This window comes from Polaribacter sp. 2305UL8-11, assembly GCF_058147165.1.
The window spans coordinates 30,948-48,887 of record NZ_JBYVJW010000014.1 but is presented as its reverse complement, the minus strand read 5'-3'; the positions used below and the strand labels follow the sequence as shown (position 1 = coordinate 48,887).

Genomic DNA, 17,940 nt, shown 5'->3' with positions numbered 1-17,940 from the left:
TATATATTTAAATTTCTATTTTTTTTAATGATGATTATTAATTTTATAACCTATCAAATATAAACAAAAACGTATGTTTTATTCGTTTTTTGTTGATAAAAATTGAAATTGTTAATAATTATAAAAGTGTCTTAAAATAGCTAAAAAGCATCTTAAAACTAATTTCGTCTATTTTTTTAAAGTTTTATTTTAATAACTTAAGGAAAGTTCTTTAATTCTATTGTTTTTCATTTTTTAAAAATAAAAACTACATCGATTTAGCTCTAATTTAGACTTTTTTTGAATTTAAAAATAGTTATTTATATATGATGATTATCACATTTTGAAAAAAAAGTTACCTCTAATTTTGTCTTATATTTCAGAATAAAATAAAAAATGAAACAAGTAAAAAAATGGTTGTTGATGATAGTCGTATTTTCTTCAACCATATCAAAAGGACAAGAAAAAAAAGAATTTAAACCTGTTGTTAAATGGAATATGACCTCACAAATTTGGTTGCGTTATTCAGATTTGAATGCAGGTTCTTTAATAGATGATGAGCTAACAACTAGTTTTATGGATATTTCTATAAGACGTTTAAGAATACCTGTTTCGTCTCAAATAACACCAAAAATATTTGTGTATTCAATATTTGGTGGCAATAACTATAATTTTAAAAATAAAACCTTTCAATTAGAAGTTTTAGATTTATATGTAGAATATACTTTCCATAAAGCTTTTGAAGTTGGTATAGGTAAATCTGGTTGGCAAGGTTTAAACAGATGGAATATTCGTTCTGCAAAAACAATGATGGGATTAGATTCGCCATTATTTACTTTAAATTCTGTTGAAAAAAATGACGATTTAGGACGTTTGTTTGGAGTTTGGGTAAAAGGACAATATGGAAAGTTAGATTATAGACTGGCATTTAACAGACCCTTTATTATTACAACAATACCTAATGGAGAGGTGAATTTTGCAAATCACAAACCAAGAGTTAAAACGTCTGGATATGTAAAATATCAATTTTTTGAACATGAATCTAACAAATCTGCCTATCAAACAGGAACGTATGCGCAAGCAAAAAAAGTATTTAATATTGGAGCAGGTTTTCAGTTTCAAGACAAAGCATTGAGTGATGGTGATGCAAAATTAGCATCAACAACATTTTACGATATGAAACACTGGGCAGTGGATTCTTTTTTAAATTTACCTTTGCAAAATGATGCAGCTATAACTGCATATTTAGGATATTATGACTACGATTTTGGAAAAGATTATATAAGAAATGTAGGAGCAAATAACCCTACAACTGGAGGAGGATCAGATTTTAACGGAGCTGGAGTTGCATTTCCAATGATTGGTAGTGGAACTACTTGGTATATGCAATTTGGGTATGCGTTTAAAGAGTCTGAAATAATGGGGCAACCTTTTGTTATTCAGCCCAATATTGCCATTCAAAGTTCTAATTGGGAAGCTTTAAACGATCAAATGACAGTGTATGATTTTACCGTAAACTTTTTACTGAATGGGAAACACAATACAAAATTTAGTTTTGGGTATCAACATCGTCCTATTTTTGATGCAACTACAATCCAACAAAAAGGATATAAAGGAATGGCAATTTTACAATATCAAATTTCTTTGAAATAGACGTAATTTATCAATTTAGAAAGATATTTTTCTGAAAGGTTTTATTCTTTCTAATAAGATAAGCGTGGTATGCACTCGGAATATCGTGTGTCCATTTAGGCAGAATTAAAACAATTAGAATTACATCAATATGTGAAATTAAACCTAAAATAATAGCCAAATAAAATGGTAAACCAGCATAATTAAATCCAATCAAAGATGTAAAAGCAATTAATAAGCTAAGTCCCCACATTTTTGATAAGAACGCGTGTGTACAAGTTTCTTTTTTAAATTTTAGAAAACTAATTACATAACAAGCTATTTCCATAATTAAAATAGACCAAATTGCAATTGAATTTTCTCTAATTAAATTGGGATATAAAATCCAAGTTGCAATACCAAGTGATAACCAAAATATCATATCTGTCTGACTATCTAAACGCCTGAGTTTTTCGGATGCTATTTTTTGCTTTCGTGCAATTATTCCGTCTAAAATGTCAGAAATTAATCCTAAATACATTAAAGTTAAAATAATTGGTTTTGATGTTTCTCCAACAAAATAAGCCAAAGCTAAAATTATTGGAGCTAATAAAAAACGAAATAGAATTAGTTTTTGAGGTGTGTTTAATTTAATAGTTTTCATAATATTAGTTTAATTTATATCGAATTCCAAAATTGATTAAAGCTTCTTCTGTGCGAAGTTTCGACCCTATTGGGAATCCTATCTTTTTTTTACTTTTTGGGTTGCCAGAATATATTTCTGCAATCGTAAATAGGTCAAATTTTGGGTTGATTTTATAAATAAAACCAATCCCTAAATTAAAGTTTATGTTTGTTGTGTTATAGTCAGGTGTAATATCTTTTATCTCAATATAATTTTCTGTTAAACTAAAGTTTATGGCAAGCCCTGTTAAAAAAAGAAATTTTAATCTTGAGGAGAACATCGCTTTTTCCCACTTATAATTTATTGGTAATTTTAAAACACTTGCTTCATATAAAAACCTTTTAGAACTTGAACTAAATAAACAAAAGAATGAGTTACAGGGATTACCTTTTTTAAAATAATCAATTCCAGTTTTAAAGTATTTTAGTCTAAAAGTTAAACTACTGGTATTTGACAAAAAGTATTCTGTGCCAGCTCCAAAATGGATGTTAGTTTTTCCATTTACTTCATTAAAGCCACTTTCCCCAAAAAAATACCAAGCACCTTTATTTTGAGAAATACAATTAAAGCTAAGAAGAAATAAAAGTGCAATTAAAAGATGTTTCATTACAGGTTGATTTATATTTTTCTCAAAACTATCCTGTTTTCAAAAAATAGGAGTCCAGAATTTTCCAATTTTGAAGAATTCTGGACACATTTAAAGAATTCTGGACTCATTAATAATACATGTTTTGCTTTTAATTGGGCAATTTTTTATGATATCAGCAAATAAATACCCATATTTTAAAAATATTGTAAAGAGGTTATAAAATCTTAAAAAAGAAGAATCTATAAGACTTTTTCTATATATATTTGCTTGCAAATAATAGATACTGAAATAAATTCAGCATAAATGATAAACAATAATAACAATCGTAATTTCAATAATCCTAATTTTTAGGATAGGAAGGTTGTTGTTTAAAAATATATAAATAAAGCCTTCCAATTTGGAAGGCTTTTTCTTGTCCTGGAGTTTTATGCTGAATTTATTTCAGTATGTTTAAGGATCTTTTAAAAAAAGATAATATGAGTAAAATAATGACAGTCGACGTTTTGTCGAGTATTAAAGGAGCACAGGAATCCGAAACTGTGAACAAATTATTTGAGGTAATTAAAAAAGCCAACACAACAAATAATAATTCTTTTAATAATAATCAGAATAATGCTGTGTCTTTAAATGATTTAAGAGAGGATGTTGTAATTGATAGTTCATCTGCAGAAAAAGAAATCATCATAGAAAATTTTCCAAAGGAAAAGAACGGTTTTTTAGTAGTTTCTAAAGTGATAGAAGAATAAAAAATAATTTTTAGTTATTAGTTTTTGGTTGTTAGTAGATAACAACAAGGCTAAAAAATAAACTATATGAGTCAGATTAAAAAAATACATACTCAATTAATAAATAAAGAGATTTCTTGTACAGATTTGGTGCAAGAAAAATTAGATTTATTAAAAGAAAATACACACAATACTGTCAATTCACTTTTAGAAACGTTAGCTTTAGGATTAGCTGCAAAAGTAGATGCTAAAATTGCAAATGGAGAACAAATAGGTTTGTTAGAAGGAATCCCTTTCGGAATTAAAGATGTGTATATGGTACAAGGAACGTACACAACAGCGAGTTCAGAATTGCTAAAAAACTACAAATCTTCTTACACAGCAACAGCAATTCAAAAATTGTTAGATGCAGGTGCAATTCCTTTGGTAAAAGAAAACTGCGATAGTTTTGGGCATGGCTCATCATCAGAAAACACCATTTTTGGAGCGGTTAAAAATGCCATTAATCCAGAATTGGTTGGTGGAGGTTCAAGTGGAGGTTCTGCTGTAAATGTGGCAAAAGACTACACCGTTTTTTCTATTGGTGGAGATACAGGAGGCTCCATCAGACAACCTGCAGGCTACAATAATGTCTATGGATTAAAACCTACTTATGGTAGAATTTCACGTTTTGGATTAATGGCGTATGCATCATCTACAGATTGTGTTGGTCCCATTGCAAAATCAATCGAAGACATCAGAATTGTTTTAAATGTGATGAGTGGAAAAGATGTAAAAGACCAAACTACTTATCAATCTGAAACAATTTCTTCAGAAGCAATTTTAAATACTGATGACATAAAAACGGTTGGTTATTTTAAAAACTTTATAGAAAACGATGCGATTGATGCGCAAGTAAAATCAGATTTTTTAGCATCCTTAGAAAAAATCAAAGCGAAAGGAATTCAAGTAACAGCATTAGATTTTTTTGAATCGGATACCTTAGTTTCTACCTATTATACCTTAGCAATGGCAGAAACTGCCTCTAATTTATCAAGATTAGATGGTACAAATTACGGAAATAGAATTGAGGGCGATAATCTAAAAGACACCTATTCTATTACACGTTCCCAAAATTTTTCTGAAGAAACAAAACGTAGAATTGTAGGAGGAAACCAAGTGTTATCTCAAGGTTTTTCTGATGAAATTTATTTAAAAGGATTAAACTTAAGAGACCAAATTGCTGCTAATTTTGAGAAAGATTTTAATGAGGTTGATATTATTTTATCGCCAGTAACACCAAATACACCACCAAAAATTGGCGATAGTTTAAAAGATCCTTTAGCAATGTATTTGTCAGATGCTTATACAGTTGGTTTTAGTTTAGGGCAATTACCAACGTTAACAATACCTAAAGGAACAACTACAGGTTTGCAAATTACGGCTGCAAAAACTCATGACGAACTTGTTTTGAAGTTTGCTAACTTCTTAAAAGATATGATATAATGGAACTAGAACAATTAAACGAACAGCTTAAAAAGTACGATTTAGAGTTAGTCATTGGATTAGAAACTCATGTTCGATTAAATACAAAAACAAAATTATTTTGTTCTTGTGCCAATCAAGAAATAGAGCAGCCAAACCAAAATATATGTTCAGTTTGTACAGGGCAAATGGGCGTTTTACCTTCTATAAATAAAGAAGCTATTAAAAAAGCCATTTATTTTGGGAAAGCAGTAAAATCTACTTTTGAAAACGAGGTGATTTCTTGGGACAGAAAACATTATGAATATCCTGATAATCCAAAAAATATTCAAATTACACAGTTTCACAACCCTGTAATTCCTGATGGACAAGTTTCTTGTTTTAGAAATGATGGTTCTCAGTTTACAGTGAATTTAACGCAGGTTCATATAGAAGAAGATGCTGCTAAATTGATGCATGAAAAAAAAGTTTCTTTGGTCGATTTTAACAAAGCTGGAGTTCCGCTGATAGAAATTGTAACAGAACCTTGTATCAGACATATAGAAGATGCATCAACGTATGCACAATATATTCAAAGAATTGTTCAGAATTTAAAAATATCGGAAGCAAACCTTGAAAAAGGAGAGTTTAAAAGTGATGTTTCTGTATCACTTCGAAAAAAACATACGTATAATTTAAATCCAAGAACTGAAATCAAAAACTTAAACTCATTTAAGTTTATGGTAGAAGCTTTGAAGGAAGAAATTGAAAAACAACTTAATTATTATATAGAAAATAAGGAGTTTAGACCAGACCAAACTACGGTTTTATGGGATGCAGATTTAAAGCAAACCAAAACAATGCGTAAAAAGGAATTTGAAGCGGATTACAGATTTATTTCTGAACCAGATTTACCTTTTGTAAATATTAAAAACGTAGTAGAGTCGATTGATGTAGATATCAGTTCTTTACCATTTGCTGTAGAATCTATTTTGATAAAAGGAGGAGTTTTACCCCAAGACGCAAAGTTTTTTACAGCAGATGCTGTGCGTTCTAAAACGTTTGTAGAAATTAATAACGTTATAAAAGACCCTTCTTTTGTTGCAAAAACATTGGTGAATAATATTGGTGCAGATGAATATGCTAACATTCATAACGTCTCACAATTAACGGAGATTTTTCAACTTTTTAAAGATGATAAAATTACGTCAGTTTTAGTTCAAAATGGAATTACAAGATATTTAAAAGACAGAACTTTCGATTACAAAAAGTATTTTGATGAAAATACGATTTCTGAAAATCAAATTAAAGAAGCTGTAGTTAAGGTGATTTCTGAAAACGAAGCCATTGCAAATGATATCAAATCAGGAAACCAAGGTAAAGCAGGAATCTTAGTTGGTAAAGTTATTGCCATTATTGGAAAAGGAGCCTCAGGAAAAGTAATTCGCGAGGAAATTTTAGGTCAAGTTTCTAAAGTTGATGGTTTAACAGTTTCTAAAGTTGATGAAAATAATAATTTGAAATCAACATCCAAAAACCAAAAACTATCAACCAAAAACCAAGAGGAAGAATTACCAGAAATTCCAATCATTATAAAAGAAGAATACAGAACACATAAAATTTCTCAATTATCAGAAAGTTCTATTAATAATGGAGTAACATTATCAGGTTGGGTTGCAAGTGTAAGAGATCATGGAGAGTTGATTTTTATCGATTTAAGAGGCTCTAATAATGAGGTTTTTCAAGTACGTTTAAGTAGAGAAACATTCCCGAATTTAGATGAATTGGTAAAACTAAAACCAGAAACTGTAATTACTGTAAAAGGTATTGTAGTACAACGTAAAGAAGACGATTACAATGCAGGTTTAAGAACTGGTAAAATAGAGTTAGAAACTTCTGCTTTAGAAATTTTAAACCTTTCTAAAACATTGCCTTTTGAGATAAAAAGAGCAATGAAAACAAACGAAACAACACGTTTTCAATACAAGTTTTTAGACCACAGAAATGATGAAGTTCGTAAGGCAATCGTAAATCGTCATAAAGTAATTAAGTTATTGCGTGACATTTTAGATGAAGAAGAGTTTTTAGAAATAGAAACGCCAATTTTAACGGCTGGTACAGACGAAGGCGCAAGAGAATTTATTGTGCCAACAAGAAAACAAGCAGGTTCTTTTTATACCTTACCACAAGCACCTCAACAATTTAAGCAAATGTTAATGGTGGGCGGATTTGAGAAGTATTTCCAAATTGCACGTTGTTTTAGAGATGAAGATTCCAGAGGAGATCGTCAACCAGAATTTACCCAATTAGATATAGAAATGGCTTACGCAAGTATGCAACAGATTATAGATTTAAACACCAAAATGTTTAATGAACTTGTGCGTAAAATTTATGGTAAAAAATGGATTTTACATCCTTTTGAAGTCATAACTTATAAAGAAGCCATGGATAAATATGGTTGTGATAGGCCAGATTTACGTTACGGATTGCAAATGCAAGATATTACTGATATTGTTAAAGAAACTACTTTTCAAGTTTTTAGCAAGCCTATTGAAGAAGGTGGAATCGTAAAGTGTATCAAGGTTTCAGCAAAAGAGCAAGGAAACAAGCGTATGTCTAAAGGTCAGATAGAAAATTTGACAGCCATTGCTCAACAAAATGGTTTAGGAGGTTTGGCGTATATCATTGTAAATGAAAACGATTTACAATCGCCAATTATTAAGTTTTTAGGTGAAGAAATTGCTGCTAACATCATCAAAGCAACTAGTGCTCAAGTTGGGGATATTGTATTTTTCTCAGCATCAGATTATGCTACTGCTAATAAGGCTTTAGATGCTGTTCGTCAAGAAATGGGACGCATTTTAAAGTTGATAAATCCAAAAGAGTTAAGACCAGCTTGGGTAGTAGATTTCCCAATGTTCGAAAAAACAGAGGAAGGAAGATGGACATTTACGCACAATCCGTTTTCTATGCCAGCCATCTATGATTTAGAAAAACACATGACAGGAAATGATGATGAAATCGGAACAATAATCGCACAACAATACGATTTAATTTTAAATGGTTACGAAATTGGTGGAGGATCAGTCAGAGCACACAAAGCAGAAATTTTAGAAGCAACCTATAAAAATATGGGTTACAATAAAGAAGAGATGATGAAAAGTGTGGGAACAATGTACAAAGCGTTTCAATATGGTGCACCACCTCATGGAGGAATTGCTTGGGGAGTAGACAGGTTAATGATGATCTTGGAAAAGAAAGCTTCTATAAGAGAAGTTATGGCTTTTCCAAAAACAGGTACATCAGAAGATTTATTATTCCATGCACCATCAATTTTATCTGATAAAAAGGTAGAAGAGATGAATGTGAAAATTATGAGATAATTTAGAAAAATTCATTTATTTCTTAAAAACAAAAAATCTCGCAATTGCGAGATTTTTTGTTTTATATTAGCCAGTATCCTTATAAACACTATAAGTGACAGATAGGTGACATTTAAATGGCGTGTTAAAAACCAGTAATTCGCTATAGATTTGTATCATCAAAATCAATAAAATGGAAAACCAAACTTTAGGAAAAAATTTAAAGTACCAAAGAAATTTAAAAGGCTTCACTCAAGAAGAACTTTCAGATGTTTCTACTGTTGGAGTTAGAACAATTCAACGAATAGAAAAGGAAGAAGTACAACCTCATTTACAAACTGTAAAATTATTAGCAGAAGGTTTAAAGATAGATTTGGAAGACTTAATGGTTTTAGAAAATCCTAATGAAGAAACTATAGAAAAAAAATGGATGTTATTATTTCATTTCATTCCGTTTTTAGGTTTGGTAATTCCTTTTGGAAATATCTTTTTTCCGCTATTTTTATGGATTCATAAATCTAAAGACAACGTAATTTATAATAATCACGGAAAAGCTGTTGTAAATTTTCATTGTTCAATAACATTGTATTTTATTATTTCTTTATTGTTGTTTTTTCCTTTTCCTGGGTATAATTTCTTTTTAACGGGAGCCATTGTTTTATTTGGTCTCATTACATCAATTGTAAATATTATTTCTGCTCTAAATAAAGGAACTTGTAGGTATCCATTATCAATTCCTTTTTTAAAGAAAAAATAATTTCAAGCCTTTTATCTATCTAATCAAAGAACTTTTATAGTTCAAACTAAACTTGCAAAAAAATGAAAAATATTACCAAGAAATATCCAATAATATCAAAATACATTTTTGCAATTCTAATTTTATTTTTTGCTCTTTTTGTTTCAGGATTACTAAATAAGGGAGTTATAAAACAGTATTTTCCATATGCTTCTGCAATCTGTCTTTTTATTGCTACTTGGATTTTATTAAAATCAGATAATAAAAAAATGAGTGATTTTGGTTTAGATTTTAAAACTAAAAATTTAATGTTTTTTCCTTTAGGAATTTTAATAGGTGCACTCGTGTTTTTAATAGCAAAATATTTAAGAGCCTTATGTTTTGGAGAAACAATTAATTTAAGTTCAACTTTCAATTATAAAAATATTTTAAACGGTTTTTATATTATGTTACCAATGGTTGCAGTAGAAGAGTTTTTATTTAGAGGGTATTTATTTAAAAAAACAATTGAAATAAGTTCTGTAGTAAAAGCAAATATTATTTTTTCATTTCTATTCATGTTAGTTCATGTTTTTGATAGTGGCGTAATTAATAGTATTCCCATGATTATTTTTACAGTAATTACGATTCCAATTGGCCATTTATTATTTGCTACAGCTTTTTTAAAATCAAGATCTTTGTTATTTGCAATAGGAATTCATTTAGGCAATAATTGGGGTACTAGGCATCTGGTATCAAAATTTCAAAATGGCGATAGCATATTTTATATTACTGAAAATGCTCGTTTTGATACTTGGTTATCATTTATAGCATTTATTCTTTTATGGAATCTATTTTACCTTATCATTATATATATAATTTGGAAATGGAATTATTATCCTTTTTTTAAATGGTTAAAAAAAGGATAATTCAGAAAAAAGCCTCTTTTTTAGATAAATGCATAATTATAAAGTACATATAAAATAAAACCGAATTAAAATTTGTTCATTAAAAAATCTATGCTATTTTTGTATTTCAATTATGATTAAAAATACAAATAATACATGGTGGTGGAATTCTCTTAAACAATAAGTGAGAAGTAAACCTATATGTAAACAATATAAAAAAAGGCTTATCTCACGATAAGCCTTTTTAGTTTTTATTAAAAAAGGCAATTGTCCCCTCGAGCGCAGTCGAGAGGTTAATTTAGGTCTCAACTGCGCTCGACCAGACAAAGAAAAATGAAAAAAATACAATTTAAAACAATCCATAAAACAAAAATAGCAGACACTGTTACACCAGTTGGTTTGTATTTGCGTTTTAGAGATAAATATGCAAATACTTTACTGCTAGAAAGTTCAGATTATCACAGTAAAGAAGAAAGTTTTTCTTTTATTGCGATTGACCCAATTTTATCTTTGAAAGTAGAAGATTACAAGTTTTCTGTTTCACATAAAGGAGCAATAATAGAAGAGCAACCTATCCATAAAAACTTTTATGAATTATTCGATAAATTTACAAATTCGATAGATTTAGATTGCCCTGCCGAATTAAAATCATTCAATGGTTTGTATGGTTATTCTACGTTTGATTCTGTTCAATATTTCGAGAATATTCAATTTAAAAACCAAAAAGCACCTTCTGCAATTCCAGAAACGCAATACAGTTTTTACAGATTTATCATCGCCATCAATCATTTTAATGATGAAATGACATTGATAGAAAATATTGAAGAAGGCACCCAATCTCGCATAAAAGAAATTCAGACCATAATAGATGCGCAAGCATTTAATACACAGAAATTCGAAATTGTTGGTGAAGAAACATCAAACGTAACTGGCGATGAATTTATTGATTATGTAAGAAAAGCAAAATCGCATTGTAAACGTGGCGATGTTTTTCAACTGGTTTTATCACGCCAATTTCAGCAGAAATTTAAAGGAGATGAGTTTAACGTTTACAGAGCTTTACGCTCTATAAATCCATCACCTTATTTATTTTATTTTGATTATGGTTCTTTTAAATTAATGGGTTCTTCACCAGAAGCACAAATTAAAATATCTTCAGGAAAAGCGACTATTAATCCGATTGCTGGGACATTCAGAAGAACTGGAGATATGGCAGAAGATATCAAATTGGGTAAGAAATTATCCGAAGATAAAAAGGAAACAGCAGAACACGTTATGTTGGTAGATTTAGCACGAAACGATTTAAGTAAACACGCTGATAATGTGAATGTTGAGGTGTTTAAAGAAGTGCAATATTTTAGTCACGTAATTCATTTGGTTTCCACAGTAAGAGGTCAAATTAAAGGAAATCCCATTGAAATTGTTGGCGATACTTTTCCAGCAGGAACGTTAAGTGGCGCACCAAAATACAAAGCAATGGAATTGATTGATAAATACGAGAATCAAACTCGCGGATTTTATGGTGGTGCAGTTGGAATTATTGGGTTAGATGGTTCCGTAAATTTGGCGATTGCCATTCGTTCTTTTGTCAGCAAAAACAACGTTTTGTATTCGCAAGCAGGAGCAGGAATCGTAATTCATTCCGATGAAGAAAAGGAATTACAAGAAGTAAATAACAAGTTAGCAGCGCTAAAAAAAGCGTTGATTTTAGCGGAAAATATATAAAGTATCCTGCAAGGTTTCAAAAACCTTGTAGGTATATATAAATAGATAATATTAGTTAACAATAATAAAATTTAATTGTTTTTAATTTGGGCGTTTTAACGGGCTTTCATTACTCGCTTTTTTTGAGAAAAACAAAAAAGAGCTCAAACAGACCATTCAATCCCTAACGCTAACGCAAGTTTATTAGCGTCCTGCAAGGTTTCCAAAACCTTGTAGGTTTAAAAAGATAAAAACAAAAATACCTACAAGGTCTTCAAGACCTTGCAGGAGAAACAAAAAAATATGAAAATATTAATATTAGACAATTACGATTCGTTTACCTATAATCTGGTTCACATGGTAGAGAAAATCACAGGAAATTTTCCTGCAGTTTTTAGAAACGACGAAATCAGTATTGCAGATGTAGGAAATTACGACATCATTATGTTATCTCCAGGACCAGGAATTCCAGATGAAGCAGGAATTTTAAAAGAAGTAATTAAAACCTATGCAGGTAAAAAGCCAATATTCGGAGTTTGTTTAGGTTTGCAAGCCATTACAGAAGTTTTTGGAGGGAAAATCATCAATTTAGACGATGTTTTTCATGGAGTTGCCACAGAAATGAAAATCACAGATAAAAATGCTACAATTTTTAAAGATGTTCCAGAAACCTTTATGGCTGCACGTTATCATTCTTGGGCAGCTACAGATGAGGGATTTCCAGAAGAATTAGTTGTAACAGCAAGAGATGAAGATGGCTTAATTCAAGCAATTGAGCATAAACGTTTTAATATTTCTGCGGTTCAGTTTCATCCAGAATCTATTTTAACAGATGTTGGTGAGCAATTGGTTACAAACTTCATCAACTCCTGCAAGGTTTCAAAAACCTTGTAGGTATAAAAAAAAGAATTATAAAAATACCTACAAGGTCAAAAAAAGACCTTGCAGGAAAAAGAAAGATATTAATACAAGAGTGTTTTTTTCCTTTGGGGAAATTAAAATGGGCTATATGAAAGCAATTTTAAACAGATTATATAATCACGAAAGACTGTCAAAATTAGAAGCAAAACAAATCTTAATAGATATTGCTTCAGAGAAATACAATGATGCACATTTAGCATCGTTTATGACGGTTTTTATGATGCGTCCAATTACTGCAGATGAACTTTCTGGTTTTAGAAATGCACTAAAAGAATTGGCAATAAAAGTAGATTTTTCAGATTACAATACCATAGATATTGTGGGTACAGGAGGAGATGGAAAAGATACGTTTAACATATCTACTTTAACCTCTTTTATAGTTGCAGGAACAGGACAAAAAGTTGCAAAACATGGTAATTATTCTGTGTCTTCGCAATCGGGTTCATCAGATATGTTAGAAAGTTTTGGGTATCATTTTACAAATAATGAAAACATTTTAAAAGAACATTTAGAAAAAGCGAATATTTGTTTTTTACATGCACCAAAATTTCATCCAGCAATGAAAGCTGTTGGTCCCACAAGAAAAGCGTTGGCATTAAAAACGTTTTTTAATATGTTAGGACCTTTGGTAAACCCAAGTTCTCCAAAAAACCACATGTTAGGGACTTTCAATTTGGAAATTGCACGTTTGTACAATTACATTTTACAAGAAGAAGATATTAATTATGGAATTATTCATGCATTAGATGGTTATGATGAAATCTCATTAACAAGCGGATTCAAATTCTTCACTAAAAACGGAGAACAAATTATAAATCCAGAAGCTTTAGGACAGAAAAGAATTCAGCAATCAGAAATTTTGGGAGGAAGTTCTGTTGCAGATGCAGCAAAAATTTTCAAAACTATTTTAGAAGGAAAAGGTACAGAAGCACAAAATAATGTGGTATTAACAAATGCTGCTTTTGCTTTAAAAATAGTAGATGAAACTAAGAGTTTTGAGTCAGCTTTTGAAGAAGCTAAAGAATCACTTTTTGGATTGAAAGCTAAAGAATGTTTAAGTAAATTAGTGAAGTAAATCAATATGTCAGTTCAAGTGAATTTTGAGGAACGAAAAATTTGTATCGAGAACAAAATAACTTTTTGATACAATTTTCTCCTAATATTGAAAATAACTCGAAGTAACAAAAAGATATAAAATGACAAAAAAGAAAAACAATTTAATTCTAATTATTCCAGCATTTTTATTGATGGGAATAGCAGTGGGAGTTCAAACAAAAGAACTTTTTAAACATTCTATTGTTGGATTGATTGTTGGGATAATTGTTTATGTTTTTTTGTTATATAGAAATAAAAGAATTAATAAATAATGTCATTTTGAGCGAAATGGAATGAAGTCGAAAAATCTTAAAAATCATAGATTTCTCCATAAAGTCGAAATGACAAATTAGTATTAAAAAATGACAATTTTAGATAAAATAATCGCATTTAAAAAGAAGGAAGTTGCCAAGATAAAAGCAGAAGTTCCTGTAAAGAAATTAGTAGAAAGTCCGAGTTTTGGGAGAACAACTTTTTCATTAAAGAAATCTTTGTTAGAAGTTGGTTCTACAGGAATTATTGCAGAATTTAAAAGACAATCTCCCTCTAAAGGAATCATTAACGACAAAGCAACAATTGCAGAGGTTACTAACGGATATTTAGACGCAAATGTAGCTGCTCAATCTATTTTAACAGATACTTCTTTTTTTGGAGGAACTATGGCAGATTTAATGGAAGCAAGAGTTATCAATCAACAAAAACCTATCTTAAGAAAAGATTTTATTGTGGATGGATTTCAAATTGTAGAAGCAAAAGCCATTGGTGCAGATGTAATTTTATTAATTGCTTCTTGTTTGACATCCACAGAATTAAAAAACTATGGAAATTTAGCAACAGATTTAGGTTTAGAGGTTTTATATGAAGTGCATACGCAAGAAGATTTAGATAAAATTAATGATTTAGACAACAAAATAATCGGAATTAATAACCGAAATTTGAAAACATTTAAAGTTGATTTAGAGCATTCTATAAAATTATCAAATCAAATTCCAGATACTTGTGTAAAGGTTTCAGAAAGCGGAATTTCTGACCCAAAAATTATTACAGGATTAAAAGAATTTGGGTTTCATGGTTTTTTAATTGGAGAGAATTTTATGAAAGAAGATAATCCAGGAGAAGCTTGTCAGGATTTTATCAATCAAATTAGATAGTTATGTCAGTACGAGTGAATTTTGAGGAACGAAAAATTTGTATCGAGAACAAAATAACTTCTCGATACTATTTTCTCCTAAAGTCGAAAATCACTCGAAGTGACAAAAATAAAAGTAAGTTATGAAACTGAAGGTCTGTGGAATGAAATATGTTGAGAACATCCAACAAGTTGCAGCATTGCAACCTGATTATTTGGGTTTTATTTTCTATGAAAAATCCAAAAGAAATTTTGAAGGAATCATTCCTGAACTTCCAAAATCAATTAAGAAAACAGGTGTTTTTGTAAATGAATATAAAGAAATTGTAATTTCTTTGGTTGAGGAATATGGTTTAGATGCTATCCAGTTGCATGGAGATGAATCTGTAGAATACATAAATGAATTAAAATGTCATTTCGAGCGTAGTCGAGAAATCTCCAAGAAAGAAATTGAAAAACTTTCAAAAAAGCAAAAAAAGAAACTTCGACAAGCTCAGTTTGACAAAAAATTAGAAATCATTAAAGTATTTGGAATTAAAGACGAATTCGATTTCTCTGTTTTAGAGCCTTATTTACCTGTTGTAGATTATTTTTTATTCGACACCAAAGGAAAAGAAAGAGGAGGAAATGGAATAAAATTCGACTGGAAAGTTTTAGAAAAATACCCTTTTAAAAAACCATTTTTTTTAAGTGGAGGGATAGGGTTGCAAGATGTTTTAGAAGTAAGGAAAATATTAGATTCAGAATTACCAATTTATGCACTTGATGTAAATAGTAAATTTGAAAGTGAACCAGGAGTTAAAAAAATAGAGGAGTTGAAAAATTTCAAAAAAGAAATTTTTGTGTAATTGTGTAACCATTTAAATGTATAAAAAGTCTGCACAAATAAACGATTACACAATTACACAAATAAACAGTTACACATTAAGAAGATATGAAAAGCAAATTTCAACCAGACAAGAATGGATATTTTGGACAATTTGGGGGAGCATTTATCCCAGAATTGTTATATCCAAACGTGAAGGAATTAGAAGATAATTATATTCAAATTATCGAATCTGAGGAATTTCAAAAAGAATACAAAGCTTTATTAAAAGATTATGTTGGGCGTCCAACACCTTTGTATTTAGCAAAAAGATTGTCAGAAAAATATGGAGCACATATTTACTTAAAGCGAGAAGATTTAAACCATACAGGAGCGCATAAAGTAAACAACACAGTTGGTCAGATTTTAATTGCAAAAAAGTTAGGTAAAACAAAGATTATTGCAGAAACTGGAGCAGGCCAACATGGAGTTGCAACAGCTACAGTTTGTGCATTAATGGGGTTAGACTGCACAGTTTTTATGGGCGAAATTGATATAGAGCGTCAAGCACCCAATGTTGCAAGAATGAAAATGTTGGGAGCAAAGGTAGTTGCAGCCACAAGTGGAAGTAAAACTTTAAAAGATGCTACAAATGAGGCCATAAGATATTGGATTCAAAATCCAGAAACGTTTTATTTAATTGGTTCTGTGGTTGGACCACATCCACATCCAGATATGGTTGCAAGATTACAAGCCATTATTTCTGAAGAAATGAAATGGCAATTAAAAGAAAAAACAGGAAAAGAAAACCCAGATACCATTATTGCTTGTGTTGGTGGAGGATCTAATGCTGCTGGTGCTTTTTATCATTATATGGACGATGAAGATGTAGAATTAATTGCGGTTGAAGCTGCTGGTTTAGGAGTAAATTCTGGCGAAAGTGCTGCAACTTCTCAATTAGGAGAAGTTGGGATTATTCATGGTAGTAAAACCATTTTAATGCAAGATGAATATGGGCAAATTGTTGAACCCTATTCGATTTCTGCAGGTTTAGATTACCCAGGAGTTGGCCCTTTACACGCTTTTTTATATGAAAGTAAAAGAGCAAAATTCATGAACGCAACAGATAAAGAAGCCTTAGCTGCAGCTTACGAGTTAACCAAAATAGAAGGAATTATTCCTGCTTTGGAAACAGCACACGCTTTAGCAGTTTTACCAAAAATGAAACTCAAAAAAAACCAAGTTGTAGTGGTTAATTTATCAGGCAGAGGAGATAAAGATTTAAGTACTTATATCAAACATTTAAAAGAATAGAATTGAAAGTTGTCACCTTGAGCATTACTGAAATAAAAATATATTTTCATTGAAAGTAGCTTTCGCAGAAATTAGAAAGGTTATGACAACTAAAATAGTTCTCGACTGCGCTCGAACAGACAATAACTTACCTATGAATTCAATCGAAAAATTATTTCAACAAAAAGATAAAAATCTATTATCTATCTATTTTACTTGCGGTTTTCCAAAATTAGATGATACCACAAAAGTAATTTCTGCATTAGAAAAAAGTAATGTAGATTTTATTGAAGTTGGTTTGCCATATTCAGACCCTTTAGCTGATGGGCCAACCATACAAGATAGTAGTCAAAAAGCATTAGAAAACGGAATTAATTTAGATATTGTTTTTGAGCAATTAATGTCCATTAAAGAAACCAACAAAACACCTTTAGTTTTAATGGGGTACTTAAATCAAATGCTTAAATATGGTGAGGATAAATTTTGTAAAAAAGTCGTAGAATGTGGAATTGACACCTTAATTATTCCAGATTTACCAATGGTAGAGTTTGAAAATCATTATCAGCAATTATTTGAAAAATACGGTTTAACAAATGTATTTTTAATTACTCCACATACATCTGAAGAAAGAATCAAAAAGATTGATAGTTATACAAAAGCTTTTATATATGTTGTTGCTTCAGCATCAATTACGGGTGCAAAAGGCGAGATTTCTAACCAACAAATAGCCTATTTTGAAAGAATCAAAGCCATGAATTTAAATAGCAAATTAATTGTTGGTTTTGGTATTTCAGACAAATCTACTTTTAACACAGCTTGTAGCTATGCTAATGGTGCCATTATTGGTTCTGCTTTTATAAAAGATTTAGGTAAAAATGGAGTTGATAAAATTGATAATTTTATAAAACCTATCATAAGTTAAAGAAGTCATAAATTTTTCTTAAAGACTAATTTATAAAAGATTAACTACCTAATA

At 30.1% G+C, this 17,940-nt stretch carries 16 protein-coding genes; 14 read left to right on the top strand and 2 right to left on the bottom strand.

Features of this window, described 5'->3' with window-relative positions; translation table 11 throughout:
* Positions 1-375: 375 nt before the first annotated feature.
* On the top strand, positions 376-1,632 hold the full coding sequence (locus tag ACY2RW_RS13015) for a porin (RefSeq protein ID WP_490123165.1): 1,257 nt from the start codon (positions 376-378) through the stop codon (positions 1,630-1,632).
* Between the two features lie 10 nt (positions 1,633-1,642).
* Here the strand turns inward: ACY2RW_RS13015 and ACY2RW_RS13010 are convergent, their stop codons facing one another.
* Positions 1,643-2,254: a CDP-alcohol phosphatidyltransferase family protein gene (locus ACY2RW_RS13010; RefSeq protein WP_490123164.1), complete on the bottom strand. Its 612-nt coding sequence runs from the start codon at positions 2,252-2,254 to the stop codon at positions 1,643-1,645.
* Between the two features lie 4 nt (positions 2,255-2,258).
* Positions 2,259-2,882, bottom strand: coding sequence for a hypothetical protein (locus tag ACY2RW_RS13005; RefSeq protein WP_490123163.1), 624 nt, complete (start codon positions 2,880-2,882; stop codon positions 2,259-2,261).
* A gap of 458 nt (positions 2,883-3,340) precedes the next feature.
* Here ACY2RW_RS13005 and ACY2RW_RS13000 point away from each other — a divergent pair, with 458 nt between their 5' ends.
* From ACY2RW_RS13000 to trpA, 13 genes are all read left to right on the top strand, one after another.
* Entirely contained in the window at positions 3,341-3,610 is a 270-nt protein-coding gene (locus ACY2RW_RS13000) for an Asp-tRNA(Asn)/Glu-tRNA(Gln) amidotransferase subunit GatC (protein ID WP_490123162.1), read from the top strand.
* 66 nt (positions 3,611-3,676) lie between these two features.
* Positions 3,677-5,074, top strand: coding sequence for an amidase family protein (locus tag ACY2RW_RS12995; protein ID WP_490123161.1), 1,398 nt, complete (start codon positions 3,677-3,679; stop codon positions 5,072-5,074).
* Positions 5,074-8,415 (top strand): bifunctional amidotransferase subunit GatB/aspartate--tRNA ligase AspS, encoded by a 3,342-nt coding sequence (gatB/aspS, locus tag ACY2RW_RS12990; RefSeq protein WP_490123160.1) that lies wholly within the window; start codon positions 5,074-5,076, stop codon positions 8,413-8,415. Before ACY2RW_RS12995 ends, gatB/aspS begins: the two co-directional genes overlap by 1 nt.
* 172 nt (positions 8,416-8,587) lie before the next feature.
* Complete coding sequence (locus ACY2RW_RS12985; RefSeq protein ID WP_490123159.1) at positions 8,588-9,151, top strand: magnetosome magnetite crystal formation protein family; 564 nt, start codon at positions 8,588-8,590, stop codon at positions 9,149-9,151.
* Positions 9,152-9,213: 62 nt separating this feature from the next.
* The gene (locus tag ACY2RW_RS12980) at positions 9,214-10,038 is read left to right on the top strand and encodes a CPBP family intramembrane glutamic endopeptidase (protein ID WP_490123158.1); all 825 of its coding nucleotides are present in this window, start codon (positions 9,214-9,216) and stop codon (positions 10,036-10,038) included.
* 312 nt (positions 10,039-10,350) lie between these two features.
* On the top strand, positions 10,351-11,742 hold the full coding sequence (locus ACY2RW_RS12975) for an anthranilate synthase component I family protein (RefSeq protein ID WP_490123157.1): 1,392 nt from the start codon (positions 10,351-10,353) through the stop codon (positions 11,740-11,742).
* A 282-nt stretch (positions 11,743-12,024) separates the two neighbouring features.
* Positions 12,025-12,615, top strand: coding sequence for an anthranilate synthase component II (locus ACY2RW_RS12970; RefSeq protein ID WP_490123156.1), 591 nt, complete (start codon positions 12,025-12,027; stop codon positions 12,613-12,615).
* 115 nt (positions 12,616-12,730) lie between these two features.
* Positions 12,731-13,717, top strand: a complete 987-nt coding sequence (gene trpD / locus ACY2RW_RS12965) for an anthranilate phosphoribosyltransferase (RefSeq protein ID WP_490123155.1) — start codon at positions 12,731-12,733, stop codon at positions 13,715-13,717.
* A gap of 121 nt (positions 13,718-13,838) precedes the next feature.
* Positions 13,839-14,009: a hypothetical protein gene (locus ACY2RW_RS12960; protein WP_490123154.1), complete on the top strand. Its 171-nt coding sequence runs from the start codon at positions 13,839-13,841 to the stop codon at positions 14,007-14,009.
* A 90-nt stretch (positions 14,010-14,099) separates the two neighbouring features.
* Positions 14,100-14,888, top strand: a complete 789-nt coding sequence (gene trpC, locus ACY2RW_RS12955; protein ID WP_490123153.1) for an indole-3-glycerol phosphate synthase TrpC — start codon at positions 14,100-14,102, stop codon at positions 14,886-14,888.
* A gap of 121 nt (positions 14,889-15,009) precedes the next feature.
* Positions 15,010-15,714 carry a phosphoribosylanthranilate isomerase gene (locus ACY2RW_RS12950; protein ID WP_490123152.1) on the top strand — a complete coding sequence of 235 codons (705 nt, stop codon included), beginning with the start codon at positions 15,010-15,012 and terminating at the stop codon, positions 15,712-15,714.
* 86 nt (positions 15,715-15,800) lie between these two features.
* Complete coding sequence (gene trpB / locus ACY2RW_RS12945) at positions 15,801-16,985, top strand: tryptophan synthase subunit beta (protein ID WP_490123151.1); 1,185 nt, start codon at positions 15,801-15,803, stop codon at positions 16,983-16,985.
* A gap of 133 nt (positions 16,986-17,118) precedes the next feature.
* A complete protein-coding gene (gene trpA / locus ACY2RW_RS12940; protein WP_490123150.1) occupies positions 17,119-17,886 on the top strand; it encodes a tryptophan synthase subunit alpha in 768 nt (255 codons plus the stop codon).
* The last annotated feature ends 54 nt before the right edge of the window (positions 17,887-17,940 follow it).